A 2,288-nucleotide genomic window follows, 5' to 3' on the forward strand; every position below is an offset into this window, starting at 1 on the left:
CACCGGATCCCGCGGGCACCGGCCCACGGTGGCATCTCCGTTGCACAAGGAGGTCTACGACCTCGGCACCGGAGAATGCCTCGGCAGCCCGGAACTCCGCCTCGCCACCTTCGGTACCCGGATTGTGGGCGGGTACATTGAGGTGCGGCTCTAGAGGCCCAGTGCCTCGCGGACGTCCGCAAGGACGCCGTCCAGGGCCGTGCGGGCCTCGTCCCGGGCTGCCGGAAGCTCGGCGGCCGAGCCGACACTGCGGATGACTTCCAGGTAGCACTTGAGCTTCGGTTCCGTGCCGCTGGGACGGATGATCACGCGGCTGAGGTCCCGGGTCAGGTACAGCAGGCCCTCGGTGGGCGGGAGGAGTTCGCTGCCCTCGGCAAGGTCCGTGACGGCCTCGACGCCGGAGCCGCCAAACGATTCCGGCGGGCTCACGCGCAGCCGGTTCATCATCGCGTCCAGCAGGCCGAGGTCCGCCACCCGGATGCTGAGCTGGTCGCTCGCGTGCAGCACGTGCACTAGGTAGAGCTCGTCCAGAGTGTCAAAGATCGTCTTGCCCTCAGCCTTTGCGGCCGCCGCGAGTTCGGCAATGAGGACCGCAGCCGAAATGCCGTCCTTGTCGCGCACCAGCGACGGAGCAACGCAATAGCCCAGCGCCTCCTCGTAGCCGTAGACCAGCCCCGGCACCCGGGCAATCCACTTGAAACCGGTCAGGGTTTCCTCGTGCGCGTAGCCTGCCGCGGCCGCGATCCGCGCCAGCAGCCGGGAGGACACGATCGAGTTGGCGAACACGCCGGCCGGTGCTTCGCCACTGGCGGCCTGCCGCGCCACGACGTGGGCACCGAGCAATGCGCCTACCTCGTCGCCGCGCAGCATGCGCCACGCGCCGGTATCAGGATCCTTCGCCGCCACCGCTGCCCGGTCGGCGTCGGGATCGTTGGCGATCACGATGTCGGCGTCCTCGCGCGTCGCCGCCTCGAGGGCGAGATCCAGCGCCCCGGGCTCCTCCGGGTTCGGGAAGTTCACCGTGGGGAAGTCCGGATCCGGCTGCGCCTGTTCGGTGACGAGCGTGACGTCGTCGAATCCGGCGGCGTTCAGCACCGCCACGGCCGTTTCCCCGCCCACCCCGTGCATGGGGGTCAGGACGATCTTCAGCCCGCGGGCCGGGAAGTGCTCAGGAACCGCCAGGGCCGCGACGGCGCGCTGGTAGTCGGCCGCGATCGAGGGCTCCAGCACAGTCCACCCGTCCGCGGCCAGGACGATCGAGTCCAGGGCACCGACGGCGTCGATCTTCGCCGCTATCAGGGCATCGTAGGGTGCCACGATCTGTGCGCCGCGGCCGCTTTCCTCCACCGCGTGACGGCCGAGGTACACCTTGTAGCCGTTGTCCTGCGGCGGGTTGTGGCTGGCGGTGACCATGACGCCGCCGTCGCAGTCCAGCGCCCGCACGGCGTAGGCGAGCAGCGGGGTGGGCAGCGCTGCCGGCATCAGGAAGGTCTCAACCCCCGCCGCGGTGAGGATCGCCGCTGTTTCCTCGGCGAAAATGTCGGAGTTGTAACGGGCGTCATAGCCGACGACGGCGCGCGGCCGGGTGCCGGGGGAGGCCTGCCCGACCGCGTTGGTGAGGAAGGCGGTGAAGCCGGCGGCGGCGCGGCGGACCACCACGCGGTTCATCCGGTTCGGACCCGGGCCGAGGGCTGCCCGCAGTCCAGCGGTGCCGAACTGCAGGGTGCCGCTGAAGCTGTCGGCCAGTTCCTGGCGGGCCGCGGCGACGCCCCCGTCGGCGCGGCGGACGAGTTCGGAGAGTGCGGCGGCGGTGGCGGGGTCCGGGTCCTGGCTTGCCCAATCGCGGGCATCGCTCAGTAGGCGGGCGAGTTCGGCATCAGAAGACGTCATGGAACCAAACTATCGCCAATCGTGGGCGATTCCTGCCCAGACAATCGGGAGTTCGGGTTTCAGTTCCATCTCGAGGCTTTTCGCGGGACCTTGACACCCAAATTTCCGGACACGTAACGTCTGGAATATGAAGATGGGCCGTGGTGTCGAATGGGCCGTGCACAGTTGCGTCAACATGGCATGGACACCGCCCGGTGAACCGGTGAACAGTGCCCGGCTGGCAGAGTTCTACAAACTCCCGGCGGCCTATCTCAACAAGCAGTTTCAGTCGCTGGTCCGCGCCGGCGTCCTGGACTCAGTGTCGGGTCCCCGCGGCGGCTTTCTCCTGGCGCGCCGGCCCGAAAATATCACCGTGCTGGACATCGTGCTGGCGCTGGAGGGCCAGGACCCGGCGTTCC

3 protein-coding genes are annotated in these 2,288 nt (G+C 68.9%); 2 read left to right on the forward strand and 1 reads right to left on the reverse strand.

Features of this window, described 5'->3' with window-relative positions:
• Positions 1 to 154 (forward strand): nitrite reductase (NAD(P)H) small subunit (locus LQV45_RS26565; protein WP_230009716.1); only part of this gene is annotated, 154 nt, incomplete at its 5' end.
• Here LQV45_RS26565 and LQV45_RS26570 read toward each other — a convergent pair.
• Positions 151 to 1,890, reverse strand: coding sequence for a phospho-sugar mutase (locus LQV45_RS26570; RefSeq protein WP_230009713.1), 1,740 nt, complete (start codon positions 1,888 to 1,890; stop codon positions 151 to 153). The two genes, LQV45_RS26565 and LQV45_RS26570, sit on opposite strands and share 4 nt — an antisense overlap.
• A gap of 127 nt (positions 1,891 to 2,017) precedes the next feature.
• Between LQV45_RS26570 and LQV45_RS26575 the strand changes: the two genes are divergently transcribed.
• Positions 2,018 to 2,288: Rrf2 family transcriptional regulator (locus tag LQV45_RS26575; RefSeq protein ID WP_230009714.1), on the forward strand; the 271-nt coding region annotated here is incomplete at its 3' end.

This window comes from Microbacterium sp. Bi128 (assembly GCF_918698205.1).

Excerpts from the sequence above, each read along its gene's own strand:
- LQV45_RS26570 (WP_230009713.1), bottom strand. The coding sequence starts at position 1,890 with ATGACGTCTTCTGATGCCGAACTCGCCCGCCTACTGAGCGATGCCCGC.